At 71.4% G+C, this 17,010-nt stretch carries 16 protein-coding genes; 7 read left to right on the top strand and 9 right to left on the bottom strand.

The features are described from left to right. Positions 1-27: 27 nt before the first annotated feature. From ABZU74_RS14160 to ABZU74_RS14140, 5 genes are all read right to left on the bottom strand, one after another. The gene (locus tag ABZU74_RS14160) at positions 28-867 is read right to left on the bottom strand and encodes a helix-turn-helix domain-containing protein (protein ID WP_355422803.1); all 840 of its coding nucleotides are present in this window, start codon (positions 865-867) and stop codon (positions 28-30) included. 188 nt (positions 868-1,055) lie between these two features. Next, positions 1,056-1,508 (bottom strand): hypothetical protein, encoded by a 453-nt coding sequence (locus ABZU74_RS14155; protein ID WP_355422800.1) that lies wholly within the window; start codon positions 1,506-1,508, stop codon positions 1,056-1,058. A gap of 57 nt (positions 1,509-1,565) precedes the next feature. Beyond that, positions 1,566-2,198 (bottom strand): dihydrofolate reductase family protein, encoded by a 633-nt coding sequence (locus tag ABZU74_RS14150; RefSeq protein ID WP_355422797.1) that lies wholly within the window; start codon positions 2,196-2,198, stop codon positions 1,566-1,568. Positions 2,199-2,233: 35 nt separating this feature from the next. Continuing rightward, positions 2,234-2,818, bottom strand: a complete 585-nt coding sequence (locus ABZU74_RS14145) for a hypothetical protein (RefSeq protein WP_355422794.1) — start codon at positions 2,816-2,818, stop codon at positions 2,234-2,236. 90 nt (positions 2,819-2,908) lie between these two features. Further along, positions 2,909-3,877: a helix-turn-helix domain-containing protein gene (locus tag ABZU74_RS14140; RefSeq protein WP_355422791.1), complete on the bottom strand. Its 969-nt coding sequence runs from the start codon at positions 3,875-3,877 to the stop codon at positions 2,909-2,911. A gap of 126 nt (positions 3,878-4,003) precedes the next feature. On the opposite strand from ABZU74_RS14140, the gene ABZU74_RS14135 reads away from it, so the two are divergent. The 4 genes from ABZU74_RS14135 (at position 4,004) to ABZU74_RS14120 (ending at position 9,765) form a co-directional block, all read left to right on the top strand. Continuing rightward, on the top strand, positions 4,004-6,559 hold the full coding sequence (locus ABZU74_RS14135) for a BTAD domain-containing putative transcriptional regulator (RefSeq protein ID WP_355422932.1): 2,556 nt from the start codon (positions 4,004-4,006) through the stop codon (positions 6,557-6,559). Positions 6,560-6,592: 33 nt separating this feature from the next. Beyond that, complete coding sequence (locus tag ABZU74_RS14130) at positions 6,593-7,477, top strand: hypothetical protein (RefSeq protein ID WP_355422789.1); 885 nt, start codon at positions 6,593-6,595, stop codon at positions 7,475-7,477. A 333-nt stretch (positions 7,478-7,810) separates the two neighbouring features. After that, a complete protein-coding gene (locus tag ABZU74_RS14125) occupies positions 7,811-8,341 on the top strand; it encodes a SigE family RNA polymerase sigma factor (RefSeq protein WP_355422786.1) in 531 nt (176 codons plus the stop codon). Next, on the top strand, positions 8,338-9,765 hold the full coding sequence (locus tag ABZU74_RS14120; protein ID WP_355422784.1) for a hypothetical protein: 1,428 nt from the start codon (positions 8,338-8,340) through the stop codon (positions 9,763-9,765). Before ABZU74_RS14125 ends, ABZU74_RS14120 begins: the two co-directional genes overlap by 4 nt. A 112-nt stretch (positions 9,766-9,877) precedes the next feature. Here the strand turns inward: ABZU74_RS14120 and ABZU74_RS14115 are convergent, their stop codons facing one another. Then, entirely contained in the window at positions 9,878-11,065 is a 1,188-nt protein-coding gene (locus tag ABZU74_RS14115; RefSeq protein ID WP_355422781.1) for an FAD-dependent oxidoreductase, read from the bottom strand. A gap of 252 nt (positions 11,066-11,317) precedes the next feature. Between ABZU74_RS14115 and ABZU74_RS14110 the strand changes: the two genes are divergently transcribed. The 3 genes from ABZU74_RS14110 (at position 11,318) to ABZU74_RS14100 (ending at position 13,782) form a co-directional block, all read left to right on the top strand. Continuing rightward, complete coding sequence (locus tag ABZU74_RS14110) at positions 11,318-11,905, top strand: hypothetical protein (protein ID WP_355422778.1); 588 nt, start codon at positions 11,318-11,320, stop codon at positions 11,903-11,905. Positions 11,906-11,989: 84 nt separating this feature from the next. Next, positions 11,990-13,111, top strand: coding sequence for a histidine kinase (locus ABZU74_RS14105; RefSeq protein ID WP_355422775.1), 1,122 nt, complete (start codon positions 11,990-11,992; stop codon positions 13,109-13,111). After that, complete coding sequence (locus tag ABZU74_RS14100) at positions 13,108-13,782, top strand: response regulator transcription factor (RefSeq protein ID WP_355422772.1); 675 nt, start codon at positions 13,108-13,110, stop codon at positions 13,780-13,782. Before ABZU74_RS14105 ends, ABZU74_RS14100 begins: the two co-directional genes overlap by 4 nt. A gap of 16 nt (positions 13,783-13,798) precedes the next feature. Here the strand turns inward: ABZU74_RS14100 and ABZU74_RS14095 are convergent, their stop codons facing one another. From ABZU74_RS14095 to ABZU74_RS14085, 3 genes are all read right to left on the bottom strand, one after another. Continuing rightward, positions 13,799-14,743 carry an RNA polymerase sigma-70 factor gene (locus ABZU74_RS14095; RefSeq protein WP_355422769.1) on the bottom strand — a complete coding sequence of 315 codons (945 nt, stop codon included), beginning with the start codon at positions 14,741-14,743 and terminating at the stop codon, positions 13,799-13,801. Positions 14,744-14,776: 33 nt separating this feature from the next. Then, positions 14,777-15,535, bottom strand: coding sequence for a hypothetical protein (locus ABZU74_RS14090; RefSeq protein WP_355422766.1), 759 nt, complete (start codon positions 15,533-15,535; stop codon positions 14,777-14,779). Positions 15,536-15,667: 132 nt separating this feature from the next. Beyond that, on the bottom strand, positions 15,668-16,963 hold the full coding sequence (locus tag ABZU74_RS14085) for an MFS transporter (protein WP_355422763.1): 1,296 nt from the start codon (positions 16,961-16,963) through the stop codon (positions 15,668-15,670). Positions 16,964-17,010 lie beyond the last annotated feature (47 nt).

Below are 17,010 nucleotides of genomic sequence, written 5' to 3'. Positions count from 1 at the left end.
GTCGTGGGCGGTCGCTCTTGTAAGAAATCAATCGGCCGGCAGCGGCCAGCCGTCCAGCACGTGGCCGGGGTGTTCGCGCAGGAACCGTCGCCGGATCTCGACGTACCGGGTCGGCGTGAGCCCGGTGAAGGCCCGGAACTCGTGACCGAAGTGAGCCTGGTCGAAGTAGCCGGCGCCGCCGGCGAGGTCGCCCCAGTCGATCGGTCCGGCGGGGTCGATCGCGAACACGGTGGCGGTGAAGCGGTAGCTGCGGGCCAGCTGCTTCGGCGTGACGCCGATGAACTCCTTGAACCGTTGTGCCAGATGAGTGCTGCTGACACCGGCTGCCACCCGCAGGTCGCCGATCGCCACCGCCCCGCTGGTCGCCGCGATGACGCCGCTCGTACGGCGGACCAGCCCCAGACCGGTGGTCTCGCGCAGCCGTCGCATCAGCTCCTCCTCGAGCAGCGTCAGCATCTTCTGCGGTCCGTCCGCCGTGGCCAGCCGGTCGCGCAGCTCGGCGACGGCGGGCCGGCCCCAGACCTGTTCCAGCGTCACCGGCCGGTCACACAGCTCGGCTGCGGGCATCGGCAGGAAGGGTGCCGGACCCCACGGCTTGAAGTGCACGCCGACGGACCGGGTCTGCGGCGGGTAGCCGAACTCGAAGGCGCGACTGGGCGTGGTGACCACGCAGCCGTCGGCGTACTCGGCCGCCTCGATGTCGGCGCCGGCGCGGATGCGGAACGGCGCCCCGAGGTTGACGATGAGCAACGCCGCCGGACTTGCCGGCAACGTCAACCGGGCGTACGGCGGCACACCCTTTAGGTAGTAAAGGTCGTCGATCAGCCCGTCCAGCGGCGGTCGCGGCACTCTGGACACGTACTCCACGCGCACAGTATCGCCGGCACCGCGCGCCGGGACGGTCCAGCCACGCTACGGCCCGCGCCGATCCCCTCGGCAACCAGCTACGGGTCACCGTGACTCTGCTCGCGGGTGCGCTTGATGCTGCCGCAGGCAGCCGGGGGTGGTCGTGCGGTCCGCACCTGGTCCGCAGAGGGTCGACAGGCAGAGCGGCCTCAGCCAATGTTGAGCAGCAGGACCTGGTCGTCGCGGAGGTCGGAGAGGCAGTCGCGCAACACCCGCAACGTGTCCAGACCGACGGTGCCGCTCTCCTCGAAGTCCATCCCCATCTCCTCGAAGTGCGCGGCCAACTCCTCCGCGCGGTGCGCGCTGGGATCGAGCTGATCCAGTAACCCTGGGGCTGGAGTGATGAGCGTGGTCAGGCCGTACACGCTGGTGATGGCCTCCGACTCGGCATTGAACTCCGACTGCTCCAGGTCGATGCCGTGCTCCTCCAGGTAGGTCAGGACGTAGAGCATGCAGTACCCGGACCAGTCGTACTCCTGGCGCGCCTGACTCCCGTGTTCCGCCAGGTACGCGCGGAACGACGACGACGATGTGCGGGCCAGGCGGGCCAGCTCGGTGATGCTGTCAGTGGGGACCACTGTCAGTGACGCGATAGCAGACAACACGTCCTCCGTCGTACGACTCTGCCGCTCCGGCTCTCCGCCGGCTCGTCGGGCAGGCTACTGAGAGGGAGTGACGAGTACGCGGTAGGTGACGTGCAGGACCGTGCTCGCCGCCCGCGCCGTCACCTGTTCGAGGTTCAGCGGCGGGACACCGTCGAACAACCGCACGCCGGCGCCGAGGGTGACCGGCACGATGTGCAGCCGCAGCTCGTCGACCAGACCGGCGGCGAGGTACTGGTTGATGGTGGTCGCGCCGCCGTGGATCGAGATGTCGCCTCCACCGGCCGCGGCGCGTGCCTGTGCGAGCGCCGACTCGATTCCGTCGGTGACGAAGTGGAAGGTGGTGTCGCCCGCCATCGGCTCCGGCTCACGCGCGTGATGGGTGAGCACGAACACCGGCTTGTGGAACGGTGGGTTGTCACCCCACCAGCCGTTCCACTGCCAATCCCACTCGCCCCGCACCGGGCCGAACATGTTGCGCCCCATGATGACCGCCGAGGCGGCGTTGATCTGGTCGACCTCGGGCCGGTTCTCCTCGGCGAAGTCGAACATCCAGGAATGCAGCCGGCGGCCCCAGCCGTCACCGCCGTCGTCACCGAAGGGGCGCTCCTCGGTCTGGTTGAGCCCGGCAGAATACCCGTCGGCAGAGATGGTCTGGTCGACGATCACCTTGCCGTTACGTGTGGTCATTGCGAACTCTCCATTGATGTCGATGTGCCGGGCAGTCAGCCTAGGGCCGCGATGAGCAGCGCGATGCCGACTCCGAGGTCGACAATCGCGCAGAACTGCGCCCACGAGCGACTCACCACCAGCTTGGCCCGGTAGTGGTAGGCGTCCCAGATGCCGTGTGCCAGGAAGCCGACACCCGCCACGGCGGTGCCCACCTGCGGTTGCGTGGCCACTGTCAGCAGAGTGATCGCGCCGAAGACCATCATGCCGGCGGTCTGCACCGAGAACGCCCGGGTCGGGGTGAAGCGACGGCGAGTTGCCGCCCACACCCACAACGGCACCAGCAGCAGCGTCATCCCGACCGCCGGGTCGACCGGCAGCGTGAGCAGCCGTGCCAGCAGGTGCAGGCCGGTCACCACGGCGCTCAGGATGACGAATGCCAGCCACGCGGTCCACTGTCGGCCGAGGGCGTACGCCATGAGGTAGATGGCAGCCATGGTGGCCACTGCCGGCCCGAAGAGCTCGGCCTGCTCGTTCACCAGTGCGATCACGGTGGCCGCGCCAGCGACGACGACGAGTGCGACCGCGATCGGCCATCGGTCGACCAGTCGCGGCCGGCGCGCTGACGGCTGCTCTGTCATGGCCCCGATCCTGCCGGCGTCGCCGCGGGCGGCACTGTTTCGGGATCGATCGTGTCCGAATCGCTGGGGCGCTGGGCCGAAGCCGTGGCATCAACCCGTAAGCGCCGCCTGCGTCGTTCGATAGCGGGCGGGCGGCATCGCGTACCGGTCGACGAACGCCTGCCGCAGTGACTCCGGCGAGCCGAATCCGCACCGTCGTGCCACGGCCACCAGTGGCAGAGCGGTGGAGGCCAGCAGCTGCGCGGCGGCTTCGGTCCGCACCCGACGCACGTAGCGCCCCGGCGTCTGCCCGAGGTGCTCGACGAACAGTCGGGACAGGTGGCGCTCGCTGACGCCGGTGAGCCGGGCCAGCGCCGCGGTGCTCAGGTCGTCGGCGAGGTGGCTCACGATGTGGTCGCTGATCTCGCGGACCATGACGTCGTCGGTGGTCCGGCGGACCAGGAACATGCTCATCTGGGCCTGCCCGCCGGGCCGTTGCAGGTACGCCACAGTGCCCATCGCCACGCCCCGGGCCAGGGCCGCCCCGTGATCCTCCTCGATGAAGGCGAGGGTCAGGTCCAGGGCGCTCGTCATGCCACCCGAGGTCGCGACGTCACCGTCCCGGACGTAGATCGGTCCGGCGTCGACGCGTACGTCGGGAAACCGCTCCGCCAGCCGGTGGGCGTACATCCAGTGCGTGGTGGCCCGCCGGCCGTTGAGCAGACCGGCCTCGGCCAGCACCGTCGACCCGGTGCAGACCGACGCGACCCGTACCGCCAGAGCGGCCAGCCGCCGGACGTGCCCGACGAGGTGTGGGCTCGCCGCCGCCCGCTCATGCCCGCGGCCGCCGGTCACCAGCAGCGTGTGCACCGGTCCGGTGAACCGTTCCAGGCTCGCCTCGCCCGCGAGTCGCAACCCGGAGTCGCAGGTGATCTCCCGCTGGCCGGGGGTGGCCAGGACGATCCGGTACGGCGGCGCGGCGCCGATCCGGTTGGCGATGTCGAGACTGGACGTGACGCAGGCGATGTCGAGCAGCTCGGCCCCGTCGTACCCGACGACGAGGATCACCCGTTCGCGCATGGCCACAGCGTAACTACCCCCCAGGGGTATTGGTAGTGCCGGCAGCCTCGGCGGCCCGCTGGATCGTGTCCAGTGCGCGACGATCAGAACGAGCTTGCCGGACTGGAGTTTTAGCCTGATTCGGTGATGTCAATGGCTGGCACGGGCGTACGCGTCAGGCTGCTCGGGCCGGTGGAGGTGGTCGTCGCCGGCAGCCCGCAGGCGGTCAACGGCCTGCGCCGCAAGGCGGTACTGGCGACGTTGGCGCTGCACGCGGGCCGGGTGGTCAGCGTCGACCGGCTCCTCGACGTGGTCTGGGGCGACCAGCTACCGGCCACCGCGGCGAACACGTTGCAGCGTCACGTGTCCTATCTACGCGGGGTGCTCGGCGAACCCGGGTCGATCGTGGCGCGCCAGCCCGGTTATCTGCTCGACACCGGGCCGGACTCCACTGACGTCCAGGCCGCCGAGCGCCTCATCGAGCTGGCCCGGCGGTCGACGGACCGCAACGAGCAGGTGAAGCACCTGACGGACGCTGTGGCACTGTGGCGGGGCCCACCGCTGGCCGACGTGGCCGGGTCGCCCTGGCTCGAGGAGCAGGCGGAACACCTGGCACGTCTGCGGTTGGAGGCCGAACGGTCGCTCGCCGAGGCCCGGCTGTCCGTCGGTGAGCACGCCGGGCTCGTCCCCGGATTGGAACGGCTCGTCCGGCAGCATCCCCTCGACGAGCACCTGCACGCGCAGCTGATGCTCGCCCTGTACCGCGACGGCCGGCAGGGCGACGCGGTCGCCACGTACCGGCGGCTGCGCGACAACCTGCGGGAGAACCTGGGCATCGATCCGGGGCCGCGGCTGCGGGACCTGGAACGCGCCATCCTGCGCCAGGACACCGCGATCGCCGCACCCGCCCCGGTGGCGGCGGCCCCGGTCGCGGCGCAACTGCCTCCCCCCGTACCCACGTTCACCGGACGCGACGCGGAGCTCGCCGCCCTCGACGCGCTGGTCGACAGGGGCGGCGCCGTCGTGGTGTCCGGGACCGCCGGCGTCGGCAAGACCGCCCTCGCCCTGCACTGGGCGCACCACGCGGCCGAGCGCCTCCCCGACGGGCAGCTCTACGTCAACCTGCGCGGCTTCGACCCGGCGGCCACACCGACCGAACCGGCGCGAGCGCTGCACGGCTTCCTGGAGGCGCTCGGCGTTCCGGTGGCCCGGATGCCCAGCGACCCGGACACGATGGTGAGTTTGTACCGCACGACGGTGGCGGGCAAGCGACTGCTGGTGGTGCTGGACAACGCGCGCGACGCCGAACAGGTCCGGCCGCTGTTGCCCGGCTCGCCGGACTGCCTCGCGATCGTCACCAGCCGCGACCAGCTCATCCCGCTTGTCGTCACCGAGAGCGCCCAGCCGGTGCCCCTCGACCTGCTGAGCCCCGGCGAAGCCCGCGACATGCTGGTCCGCCGGCTCGGGGAGCGCCAGGTCGCCGCCGAACCCGCCGCGGCCGACACCATCGCCGAGCGGTGCGCGCGGCTGCCCATCGCCCTGGCCATCGTCGCGGCCAGAGCCTCCACCAACCGGCACTTCTCGTTGGCCGCCGTCGCCGGCGAGTTGGGCGACCTGGACGCCTTCCGCGCGGGCGACGAGGCCACCGACGTCCGGGCGGTCTTCTCCTGGTCGTGCCGGACGCTCAGCCCACCCGCGGCCCAGCTGTTCCGGCTGCTGAGCCTGCATCCCGGCCCGGACGTCTCCGCCCCGGCCGTGGCCAGCCTCTCCGGCGTCGACGGCCAGGCGACCGGTTCCCTGCTCACCGAGCTGACCCGGGCGAACCTCTTCACCGAGCACACCTACGGGCGCTACGCGTTCCACGACCTGCTGCGCGCGTACGCCGCCGACCTCGCCGACGAGGCTGAGCCGCCGGCCGAGCGTCGAGCCGCCACGCACCGACTGCTCGACCACTGCCTGCACACCGCCCACGCCGCCGACCTCGCACTGCACCCGCACTTCAGCGCGATCAGCCTCCCGCCACCCCGGGCCGGCGTGACGCCGGAACGCCCCAGGAGCCGGTCAGCTGCCGCCGCCTGGTTCACCACCGAGGTCCCCGTCCTGCTCGCCGCCGTACCGCTCGCGGCGCGGTCCGGGTTCGAGGGCCACGCCTGGCGGCTGGCCTGGACCATGGCCGGCTTCCTGCACCGGCAGGGGCACTGGCAGGACTGGCTCGGCACGCAGCGGATCGCGCTGGCCGCCGCATCCCGCATCGGGGATCAGGCCGGGCAGGGCCACGCGCACCGCAGCCTCGGTCTCGCCTGCTCCCGGCTCCGACGGTACGACGAGGCCGACGACCACCTGCGGCGCGCGCTCGACCTGTTCACCGACGTCGGCGACGACGCCGGGCGGGCGCACACCTGCCTGAACCTCGGCCAACTGGCGGAGCGTCAGGGGCAGCACCAGCAGGCGCTGCGCCACTCCCGGCGGGCCCCGGCCCTGTTCCGGGGGACCGGAAACCGGGCCGGGCAGGGCTACACCCTCATCGACGAGGCCGGCGGAACACCCGAGACGACAGTCGTCTACTTCAGCCTCTGGGGCGCGATCAAGTCCGTGTTCGCCTGGATCGTGGACACGATCGGCGAGATCGGCGAGTGGATCGACGATCACTGCGACTGGGGGTCCCCCAACACCGTCGGCGACATCGTCACGTGTCGCTGGTAGCCCGCCTACACCGATCACCGAATTGAGGACAGCATGACAACTCTGCGGGACATCACCAGGCGCGCCACCATCGTCACGACCGCCCTGATCGTCGGGCTGACCGCTTCGTACGCCCCGTCGCAGGCCGCCGAGGGTGACGCCCGGACGACGATCACCGATCACCCCGGTGCCCCTGGGTCGATGCTTCGACAGTTCGAGGACCTGACCGGGCGGCCCGTCGGCGACCTGGACAAGGTGCTGGCAGTCGACACCGGCGGGCGGAACCTCACCGGCGACCAACTCGCGGCGCTCGCCGCCGGCAAGGAGGTCGACGGCGTCACTGTCGTCGGCACGATTCCGGGCAGCCGGGGCGTCCTCGGCACGACAATGGCCGACCTCGCCGACGGGGCGTACGACGGCCGGGGCGACAGCGGGACGGCGACGTCTGTGCTCTTCTCCTCGTCCACCCCGGACGGCCGGGAGTGGTGCCTGACCATGTGCGTCGCCTCGGGCAAGTCCGTCTGGGAGTGCCTGCTGTCGCGCCGGACCGGCGAGCTGATCCTCACCCTCGACCTCGCCGGCGGCACCACGGTGGGCGGAATGAAGGCCGCCTTCGAGAAGGCCAACGGCGTCGCCGCCGAAGGTCCGTACGCCGTGGACACGCTCGTCGGCGACGGCGAGCCCTCGGCGGACGAGATCAAGACGCTGCTCGACGGCAAGGACATCGAGTCGATGCGCCGGGTGGCGACAGTGGACGGGCCGGACCCCGGGTGGGCGCTGGCCGACCTCGCCGAGAAGTCCGGCGTCGTGTACGCGAAGACCAAGGGCCACCTCTTCACCCTCAACCATCCGATCCTCGGGAAGATCCTCGTGTTCTGCGTCTCGCAGGACAACGGGAAGACCTGGAAGTGCTCGGCCCGCCAGTGGGGCGGGTTCTGACCGGTAGACCGTCCACGGTCCCGCTCCGCGTCGACCTCATGGATCGACGCGGAGCGGACATCCACGTTCGGGCGAGCCGCTCATACTCACACGATGATCAGCAGCGACCCTCGCGTTCCGTGGCCCGCGCGTCTCACCCGGCGGACAATTCGGCATTGCCCCTGATCCTCTTCGCGGTCTACTGGATCGGATACCTGCTCAAAGGACACGCGACCTGGCTGGCTGAGCGCCAGACCGAGCCCGGTGGGCCGTCCACTCAACCCTTTACGCCGCCGGTGGCGTCTCACTCAGCGTCCGCACTCAGACGCGAGGTGGACGCGACCTGGAGGTGGCGTGAGTCGGCACGACGACGACGAAGAGTTTCGGCTGTTCGTCCAACGACAGTGGGGGTCGCTGCTCCGAACGGCCTACCTGCTGACCGGTGACCGAGGGACCGCCGAGGACCTGACGCAGTCGGCGTTGGAGAAGACCCATCGGCGCTGGGGGCGGGTGCTGCGCCGGGACGCGCCCGAGGTCTACGTACGCCGGGCGATGGTGAACACGGCGATCTCCTGGCGGCGTCGGCGGCGGCCGTTGGAGGTGCCGCTGCTCACCACCGACAGCCAGCCGGCGCATGACGCGTACGTGCAGGTGGAGCAGCGGCAATTACTCCTCGCCGCGTTGCGGCGATTACCGCCCAGGACGCGGGCGGTGCTGGTGCTGCGCTACTTCGAGGATCTCAGCGAGGCGGACACCGCAAAGGTCCTCGGCTGCTCCGTCGGCGCGGTGAAGAGTCAGGCGTCGCGCGGGTTGGCCCGGCTGCGAAGTGACTTCGCCCCATCCGCCGATCGGTCCCCGGTACGGCTCAAGGAGGAACTGGCATGACCGGAAACTTCGCCAATTCGACACTCAGCCCCGCCCTGCGGGAGGCCGCGCACGCAGTCGACGTACCCGAGGATCCCTGGCCCGGGTTCGCGCGCCGCGAGCGACGGCACCAGCGGACGCGGTTGATCCGGACCGCGTTGGTCGCCGCGGTCGGGGTCGCGCTCGTCGGGGTCCAGACCAACGTGGTTCCGCTGCCCGGGTGGGCACCGGGCATCGCTGTTGCCTCCACCCCGACGGCACTGCTCGACGCGGCACCGCGCGGCGCGCTGGCCGGGGACCGGGCCTGGCTGGACACGCTCCGGACGCGGATCAGCACCGATTCGCCGGTGAGAATCGACGCCCTGCTGGGTGCCTGGAAGATCGGTGATCGTGACCGGATCCGTCTGATCTACGGCAGTGACCAGGCGGGCCACCGGGTCGCGCTGGTCGCGGTGCCGCTGCGGTTCGGCCTGCTGACCAGGCAGGCACTGGTCTGGTACGTGGGCCCGGCCGGGGCCGGTGCCCAGCAGATGCGCTACGGCGGCCACAGCGAGGGTGACGACCCGGTGATGACGCTGATGCGGGCCTACCCGGACCGGGCCGGGTTCGCGGTCGCCGTGGGTCCTGCCGAATCCACAGTGACGATCAGTGGCGAACCCCGGTACACGTCGAGGGGGACGGTGGAGTACCAGGACATCGCCAGGGCGGACGGGGCAGGTGTCGGATTCGCCGTCCTGCCTTCCGAACCGCTTCCGCACGAACCCGTCGTCCGGGTCAGCCGCGGCGACCGGGTGTTCTTCCAGGGCGGTCTGGGCGGCGGCCCGTACGCGGGGATCGATCCGACCGGGCCGGAGATGGACGCCCTGCTCACCGGCGCTCGCCAACCAGCCCGAGGTGCGCCGCTCGATGACGCCAACCTCCGCAACTTCGTCCATACGGCACTTCAGGACAGCCACCTTCCGGCCGTCGGCACGACGGTACGGGTGCGGTGGTCGGGCCGCGAGCATGGCCAGGCCGCGGCGCTGCTCACCGTGCAACCCGCCGGTGGCGGAGTGATCGCGTACGCCATGCACGGCGACGACCGGACCGGATGGTGGACCGACCTGCGGCTGCTGTTGCCGTCCGAGGGCGCCGACCAGCGTCCGATCGGCTGGCGGGTCCGGACCGAGGACGGCGCCCGTCCCGCAACGGGCGAGGTGCGGGTGATCGCCCCGCCGGACGCGGCCCGAGTCACGGTGACGGTCGGCGGCGCACCCCCGGCCACTGTCGGCCTCGACGGGTCCAACGCCGGCACCACCCGGGTGTCGCCGGACCAGCCGGCCACTCTCACCGCGTACTCCAGAAATGGTGGTGTCCTCGGGACCACCCCGTTGCATCCGGTGGAGACGGCCAGCGACGCGGGAGGTCTGCCGGGCGACAGCCCGGCCACCCGGGTGACACCCTGACGCAGCGACGAGCGGGCCGAGCCGTCCGAGGACGGCTCGGCCGCGCGGGCCGCCCGCCTGGTGTGGCTCGCTGCCGGAGGACCGGAGCCGGGAGCTGTGCCTCATTCACCTGTCAGTAGGTGGCCGTGCGGATCTCCGTTCGAGTCGGAACGACGCGGTGGCGGCGCACCGGGTAGAGCACCGGGTGGGCGATGCTCCAGGCTGCGCCCGTGCAGACAAACTCCTTGTACCGGGCCGCCAGCTTCCCGGTGAGTTGGGCCGGCCTGGCCCGGTCGTCGGCGGTCACGTACTGGATGATGCCGTCGCGGCGGCCGAGGCTGATGCACTGGTTGAAGTAGCGCAGCGGGGCCTTCGGGAACTTCGCCCGCCCGGTCAGCCGTGCGGCGATGGCGTCGGCGGCCTGCCAGGCCATCGGGATGCCCGACGCGCAGGACATCCGCAGTGGCTTGCCGCCCGGTCCTGCGGCGATCGCGGCGTCGCCCACCGCGTACACCTCGGGGTGTGAGACCGACCGCATGGTGGGGTCGACGATGATCTGCCCGGTCTCCGCGACCGCCAGGGCCGTGGCGGCGGCGATGGGGTGCACGGCGAAGCCGGTTGTCCACACTGTCACCTGGGTCGGGATCTCCCGGCCGTCGCGGGTGACCGCGCCGGCCGCCTCGACCCGCGCGATGTCGGTGTGTTCGTGCACGGTGATGCCGAGCCGGTCGCAGACGCCGCGCAGGTGCTGCTGCGCCTTGCCGTTGAGCCAGTCGCCGAGACCGCCGCGGGCGGCGAGCGCGACGTCGAGGTCCGGTCGGGCCTCCGCGATCTCGGTGACCGCTTCGAGGCCGGTGAGGCCCCCGCCGACGACGAGCACGGTTCCGCCGGCCGCGAGGTGGGCGAGGCGGTCGCGCAACCGCAGCGCCGAGGGCCTGCCGGCGATGTCGTACGCGTGCTCGGCGACCCCGGGAACGCCGTGGTCCGCGGTGACGCTACCGAGGGCGTAGACGAGCGTGTCGTACGCGATCTCGTCGGTGCCGTTGTCGTCGGCGAGCGCGACGGTCCGGCGGTCGACGTCGACGGCGGTGACCCGCGCCAGCCGAGGCTTGACCGCGGTGCCGGCGTAGACCTCGCTCAGCGGGCGGCGCTTGAGGTCCTGCCCGGTGGCGAGTTGGTGCATGCGGACCCGCTCGACGAAATCCGCGTCGGCGTTGACGACCGTGATCTCGGTGTCGTCGGCGTGCAGCCGCTTGGCGAGGCGCCCGGCGGCCATGGCTCCGGCGTACCCCGCTCCGAGGACGACGATGCGGTGCTTCATGGTGGCACTCCTGTCTCGGTGGTGGTCGCTTCCTGAACCGGACAGCGCCGCGATTCCTGACAGGGCCGAGCTATGACCTGGGTCACCAGGCGTTGATCTTCACTCGCCCGTGCGAGGGAGAGGCTCATGCGTGCGGGGGAGGGGCCGGGCGGCGGCAAGATCGCCGGGCGGAGCGATGTCCGCGCGGCGGCGAAACGGCAGGCTCAATCACGTCGAACACCCGACATGAACGCCTCCCAAGGAGTCACCACTATGCAGTTTCGCCCCGCATTCGTCGCCGCCCCGGTCCTGGTCATGGGTTACGGCATCATCCGCCTGATCGACGGTCTGGACGATGTTCGTGGCCCCGGCCCGGCCTGGACCATCGGGCACCTCGCGTTCCTCGGCGCGCTCGTCGCGTTCATCTCGGTGTTCTGGCAGATGCGCGGCATGGCTGGCGGCCGGACCCTTGCGACGGTGAGCGCCACTGCCGGCACCTTCGGTGCGCTGGCGCTGATCACCCAGTTCTCGATCGACCTCGTCGCCGGATTCCTGGCCACCGACAACTACGGCATGAGCATGATCATTCACGACGTGCGCACCCTGCCCGGCATCTCCCAGCTGGCCTACGACTTCGGGCCCTACGCCTTCTACCTCGGTCAGCTCGTCCTGGTCGTCCTGCTCGCCGTGCAGCGCCGGGTCAAGCTGTGGACGCCGATCCTGGTGCTGGCCGACCTCGCCACGCCGTTCATCGACAAGGACCTCATCCCGCTGGGCTCGGCCCTGCTGCTGGTCTCCTTCCTCCCGCTGGCCCGGGGCGCCGCCGTCACCCCGACGCGGCCGGTGCCCGCGCTCGCCTGAGTGGCGAGTCCCGAACCGGTCCCCCCGCCAGCGGGGGATCGGGTGCCCGTGGGGAGGAGGTCAGGGGCTGTGAATACTGTCGCGATGTCGCTTGCCCGCCTCGTGCGTACCACCAATCCGTACGTGGTGGATGCGGCGATCACCGTGTTCGTCCTGATCGCGGTGTCAGTGCCGTTCGTGCTTCCCCGACCGGGTGGCGTGCCCGGTCCGCTGGCCTACCTGCTGACAGCGGGCACGGCGATTCCGCTGATCTGGCGCAGGCGGGTGCCACTCACCGTCCTGCTGGTGGTGGCACTGACCACGATCGCGGGCAAAGCCGCAGACGCGCCGGGGCAGCCGCTCGCGTACGGGGGACTGGTCGCCCTCTACACGGTCGCGGCAGTCGGTGGTCGCCGGCAGCGCTGGTGGGCACTCGCCGCGACGTTCCCGGGGGTGGCCGCGGGGGTGGCGTTCAACACCAACCGCGTCAGCGAGTACTTCTACACCTTCCTGGTCTTCTTCACCGCGTACGTGCTGGGTCGGCTCAGCGCCGCCCGGCAGGAGCGCGCCACCGCCCTGGAGGACCGGGCCCTCCGGGCCGAGCGTGAGCGCGAGTTCGAGGCCGATCGGGCCGCCGTCCGCGAGCGGGCCCGGATCGCCCGGGAGATGCACGACGTGCTGTCCCACGCGGTGAGCCTCATGATCGTGCAGGCCGAGGCCGGGCCGGTCGCGGTACGCACCGCACCGGACCGGGCCGAAGCGGCGTTCGACGCGATCGCCGCCGCCGGCCGGGACGCCATGGTGCAGCTACGCGGCATGCTCGGCCTGCTGCGCTCGGAGCCCGGGCCCCGCAGCCCGCAGCCCACCCTGGCCCAACTGCGGACACTGGTCGACGGCGTCCCGGTGGCCGGCCTGCGGGTGACCGGGGAGCCGCGCCCGGTGTCGGCCGACGTGGAGTTGGCCGCGTACCGGATCGTGCAGGAGGCCCTCACCAACGCGGTCAAGCACGCTGCGGCCAGCACTGTGGACGTACACCTGGACTGGTCGCCCGACGCCCTCACGGTCACCGTGACCGACGACGGCGCGGGAACCGGCGGCCCGGGCGGCGGACACGGCCTCGTCGGCATCCGGGAACGCGCGACCGCCTGCGGCGGTACGGCGAGGGCCGAACCGACGGTAGGTGGACGGGGATTCACCGTCGAGGCTCGGCTACCGTTCCCGGCGTGACGATTCGGGTGGTGATCGCGGACGACCAGGAGCTCGTCCGCAGCGGATTCTCCATGATCCTCGACGCCCAGCCGGACATCACCGTCGTCGCCGACGTCGGTGACGGCGCCGCAGCCGTGGCCGCCGTCCGGGAGCACCAGCCGGAGGTGACGCTCCTGGACATCCGCATGCCGACGATGGACGGCATCGAGGCCGCCCGCCGCATCTGCGCGGAGAGCACCAGTCGGGTGATCATGCTGACCACCTTCGACCAGGACGACTACGTCTACGAGGCGCTCTACGCCGGCGCCAGCGGCTTCCTGCTCAAGGACGTACGCCGCGACGACCTCGTCCACGCCGTACGGGTCGTGGCCGCCGGTGACTCACTGCTCGCCCCGTCGGTGACCCGGCAGATCATCTCGGACATCACCGGCCGCCACCGGTCCGGGCCGCCCCGGTTGGCCGCCACACCCGACGCCCGCCTCGACGTGCTCACCACCCGCGAACGGGAGACCCTGCACCTGCTGGGCCGCGGCCTGGCCAACGCGGAGATCGCCCAGACCCTGGTGGTCAGCGAGCACACAGTGAAGACCCACGTCAGCAACGTGCTGACCAAACTCGGCCTCCGCGACCGCACCCAGGCGGTGATCTGCGCCTACGAGACCGGCCTGATCACCGTTGGCGAGAACTGAGCGGCGTCACAGCAGGTCACCAGACATGGAGGGTGGGCTCCTCGTGCTCGGAGGCCGACCACTGCCGGGTGGCGCGCACGAGCTTGTCGGGGTTCACCTGGTTGTGGATGGCCGTGACACCCTCGGGCGTCACCCCCAGCGACATCACGCCGATGACCCGGTCGTCGATCACGACCACCACCGCCGGGGCGCCGTTGGCGGTGGTGACGTACATGGCTGGGCTGCCACCGACCAGGTCCCGTTTGACGTCGGCCGGTCTGAAGAGGCCACGCAGGAACTTCGCCACCGCCAGTGCGCCGACGATCGGCGCGGCCCGGGCCGGGATCTTGCCGCCACCGTCGGCGGTGCTCGTCGCGTCGTCGGTCAGCAACTCCACCAGTCGCTGGATCTCGCCGTTGTTGGCCGCGGTGAGAAACTCCGCGACGATCTTCCGCGCGGCAGCCTGGTCGACCTCCGCGCGGGCCCGTTCGGCGGTGACGTGCTGCTTGGCACGCCGGTAGGTCTGCTGGCAATTCGACTCGGTGATGCCGAGGATCTCGGCGATCTCGCCGTGCGAGTAGCCGAAGGCCTCCCGCAGCACGTACACCGCGCGCTCGTTTGGCGACAACCGCTCCAGCAGGGTGAGCACCGCCATCGAGACCGATTCGCGCTGCTCGGCGGTGTCGAGCGGACCGAGCATCCGATCGCCGGCGAGGACCGGCTCGGGCAGCCAGGTGCCCACATAGGTTTCCCGCCTGGCCCGCGCCGAGGTCAGCTGATTGAGGCACACGTTGGTGAGGACCTTCGTCAGCCACGCCTCGGGCGTCTCGACGTGCTCCCGGTCGGCGCCCTGCCAGCGCAGGAAGGTGTCCTGGACGGCGTCCTCCGCGTCGCTGGCCGAGCCCAGCAGGCGATAGGCGATCGCCTCCAGGCGGGCCCTGGAGTGCTCGAACAGCTCGACCTCGTCCGGACTGAGCGGCATGGCTAGACAGTATCCGGGCGCACGGCGAACGGTTCAGAGCTGGCTCGTGCCCGGGCCGGAAACCCGGCTCGGTTCCCGTCGACCCGCGTAGAAGATCACCCCGGCCCACAGCAGGACGAGCGCCAGCGGCACCAGCACGGGCGCCAGAGCCGGCCAGATTGGCCACGTCGGCTCCGTCAATCCATTCGCCATCAGGCCCTGCCAGGTGGGAACGACGCCCGGGAGGAGAACGATCGTCACCAGCGTGCCAACCAGTCGGGGTACGGGTGGACGTCGCCGTCCCACCAGCCAGAACAGCACCGCCCCGGCCGCGGCACCCAGGGCGGCGGCAGCGAGCGTGACGGTGACGTAGCCGTCGGGCGCGGCTGGCGCGAACCTCAGGATCGCCGTGCTGTCCACCTGGGTGAGCGTGGCGGTCAGTCCGTCCCGCTCGGCCCGCCAGCCATCGCAGGGCGTGCCCGTAACCCGCTGACTGCCCTGCCAACCCCGTGCGGTGGCGTTGCGCCGCACCGATTCGGAGTGCGCGCAGGTGGCAGTGTCGAGGTAGAGGTATTCCGTAAACGCCGAGCCGAAGTCGTCGCGGCCGAGGGCACCGTAGAAGGAGCGGTGGCCCAAGTCCGACCCGACTGGTTCGGTGCCGGGGAGCAGCTCCGCCGCCATGCTCTGTGCCTGGTCGACGTTGAGTGGTGCGCTGCCGCGGCCGGCGTACCAGGAGCCGAGGCTCAGGCCGGCCGTGCCGAACAGCGCCGCGCCGAGCAGCACCATCGCGACCTGCCGTAGGCGAATTCTCACCGGTGGACCCCTTCCCCTGGTGCGGGGAGCGTAGCCAAGACGAACCAGCTCTGGATGCCCCGCGAGAGGGACCGGGCGCGCGTGGTGGTCGTACCCTTGCCGCGGTGACGGTCGACTCGTTGTGCCGCGCCCTCACCGCACCCGCGGACCCGCCGCTCCGGCCCCTGCCCGACCGGGTCGTGGCCCTGCTGGAGGCGCTGCACGCGCCGCCGCGCCTCGCCGCGCACCTCTCGCCGTTCGACGCGGCGCCGGCGCGGTCGGCGTCTCGTCGGACGGTGCCGACTGGCGGTGGAACGTGGCCACCACCACGGCTGTCAGGCAAATCGCCGCGGCGGCGATGACCGGCGGGCGGGCGCCGAGGTGGACGGCCACGGCGCCGAGCGGTATCGCCACGACGAGCGGTCCGAACATCGCGGTGTTGGCCGTCGCGGAGACCCGTCCCAACAGCGCCGACGGCGTGTGGGTCTGCACGGCGGTCACCGCCGCGACCAGGGTCCAGGGCAGCCCGACGCCGGCCACCACCGCCCCGACGACGGTGGCCGGCCACCACGGCAGGCAACGCGCCAGGCAGCCGACGGCGAACAGCGCCGTCCCGGCGACACCGACGGCACCGGCACCTCTCGCCGCGATGAGCCGGCCGACGATCAGGCCACCGAGAATGGAGCCGGCACCCTGCGCGCTGGCCAGCACCCCCAGGAACGTCGTCGGCAGGCGCAGTTCGGTGACGACGACCGCGTAGATCCCCGCCGTGGTGAAGCCGGACATGGCGATCGACACCGCCGCGAGCACGACCGGCAGCCGTGTCGCCCGCTGTCCGAACAGGACCACCAATCCGGTACGCGGGCCGCCGCCTCGTTCGGTGGGCTGGTCGATGGGTGCCCGGTCGAGGCGGAGCACCGCGTACAGGAGGGCGACCAGGACCGGCGTGGCCGCGCTGAGGAGGGCGACCGCGTGGCCGCCCCGCCACGCGTAGAGGCCGGCCCCGGCCAGGGGAGCGACGAGCTTCATGCCCTCCTGGGCGCTGGAGCGCCACCCGTTGACGTGGCCGAGTTCGGTCGGTGCCAGCGCCGCCGGCAGCAGGGCCGTCTCGCCGGCGTCGATCAGCACGTAGCTGACGCCGTAGGCGCACGAGACGGTGAAGATGAGCCAGGTCTGCCCCGGCCCGCGCACGGCCAGGAGTGCCGACAGGGCGGCGGCCAACAGGAGGTTGACGGCGATGACCAGGGGCCGTCGGGGCGCCCGGTCGAGCAGACCGCCCAGCCACGGCCCGGCGAGCACCGGGGCGTAGACGCAGAGCCCGGCGAGAGCGGCGAGGCTGGTGGAGCCGGTGAGGTCCAGGATCCAGATGCCGGCGACCAGGGACATCGCGCTGCTGCCGAAGCCGGACAGCAGGGAGATCGCCACGAACAGGCCCGCGTTGCGACGCATGAGCGCTCCGAGTTGAGTCGAGGTGACTCACATCCTCAAGCTTGAGC

This window comes from Micromonospora sp. NPDC005171 (genome assembly GCF_040608575.1).
Taxonomy (GTDB): Bacteria; Actinomycetota; Actinomycetes; order Mycobacteriales; family Micromonosporaceae; genus Micromonospora.
This window is presented reverse-complemented; position numbering and strand designations above follow the sequence as displayed.

Coding starts and splice junctions, on each gene's coding strand:
- ABZU74_RS14150 (WP_355422797.1), bottom strand. CDS start 2,198: ATGACCACACGTAACGGCAAGGTGATCGTCGACCAGACCATCTCTGCC.
- ABZU74_RS14145 (WP_355422794.1), bottom strand. CDS start 2,818: ATGACAGAGCAGCCGTCAGCGCGCCGGCCGCGACTGGTCGACCGATGG.
- ABZU74_RS14140 (WP_355422791.1), bottom strand. CDS start 3,877: ATGCGCGAACGGGTGATCCTCGTCGTCGGGTACGACGGGGCCGAGCTG.
- ABZU74_RS14135 (WP_355422932.1), top strand. CDS start 4,004: ATGTCAATGGCTGGCACGGGCGTACGCGTCAGGCTGCTCGGGCCGGTG.
- ABZU74_RS14130 (WP_355422789.1), top strand. CDS start 6,593: ATGACAACTCTGCGGGACATCACCAGGCGCGCCACCATCGTCACGACC.
- ABZU74_RS14120 (WP_355422784.1), top strand. CDS start 8,338: ATGACCGGAAACTTCGCCAATTCGACACTCAGCCCCGCCCTGCGGGAG.
- ABZU74_RS14115 (WP_355422781.1), bottom strand. CDS start 11,065: ATGAAGCACCGCATCGTCGTCCTCGGAGCGGGGTACGCCGGAGCCATG.
- ABZU74_RS14110 (WP_355422778.1), top strand. CDS start 11,318: ATGCAGTTTCGCCCCGCATTCGTCGCCGCCCCGGTCCTGGTCATGGGT.
- ABZU74_RS14105 (WP_355422775.1), top strand. CDS start 11,990: ATGTCGCTTGCCCGCCTCGTGCGTACCACCAATCCGTACGTGGTGGAT.
- ABZU74_RS14095 (WP_355422769.1), bottom strand. CDS start 14,743: ATGCCGCTCAGTCCGGACGAGGTCGAGCTGTTCGAGCACTCCAGGGCC.
- ABZU74_RS14085 (WP_355422763.1), bottom strand. CDS start 16,963: ATGCGTCGCAACGCGGGCCTGTTCGTGGCGATCTCCCTGCTGTCCGGC.